The organism is Oleiphilus sp. HI0132, from assembly GCF_001635845.1.
In genome coordinates this window covers 1-621 of sequence record NZ_LWGJ01001395.1, presented here as the reverse complement: position 1 = coordinate 621, position 621 = coordinate 1, and the positions used below count along the sequence as shown (strand labels likewise).

The 621-nt window shown below is 45.2% G+C and carries 1 protein-coding gene; it reads right to left on the bottom strand.

All coding sequences use genetic code 11. The features are described 5' to 3' along the window. Positions 1 to 621: response regulator (locus A3766_RS21375; RefSeq protein WP_156509028.1), on the bottom strand; the 621-nt coding region annotated here is incomplete at both ends.

Below are 621 nucleotides of genomic sequence, written 5' to 3'. Positions count from 1 at the left end.
CAAGAATACCTTGTACAACGAGCTGGTTTACATAGACGTCTTCAACAAGCAGGATTCTAGACTCGCTCAAATCTGTAGTGGGGTCTTCTATAGCCGCTATCGCACTTTGCGTTAGCTCTGGTTTTTCTGAATAGAGGCTGAGCTCCATGCTTTGGATTAGGTCATTGGAACAGATAGGCTTATAGATATGGGCATCGAAGCCATGAGTCTTGCAATAGTTTTCATCGACCTGGGAACCGTACTTTGTCATGAGTATCAGGTATAAGGTTTCATTGCCTGCTTGGCTGCGAAGGTTGTCGCTAAGGTCGTGGGCAGAACCTTCAATCAGGTCTGCATCGATATAGATCAAGGGGACCTTACCAGGCCCGACAACATGTTCATTGAGTGAATTGAGCACGGAATTGGAGCTGTCGCAGATATATGAGGGAATTCCCCATTTACTTAGCTGTTTCTCAATTTCCTTGGCTGTGTCCTGATGTTTATCGAGAATAAATGCTAGCAGTTGTTCGGTCTCAAATTGTGGCGCGCTTTCTTTGTTTTCAGTAGAGCTGTCAACCATGAATGAGGCAGTAAAGACACTACCTTTACCTAGCTCACTGGCGACTCTAATATCGCCATGCA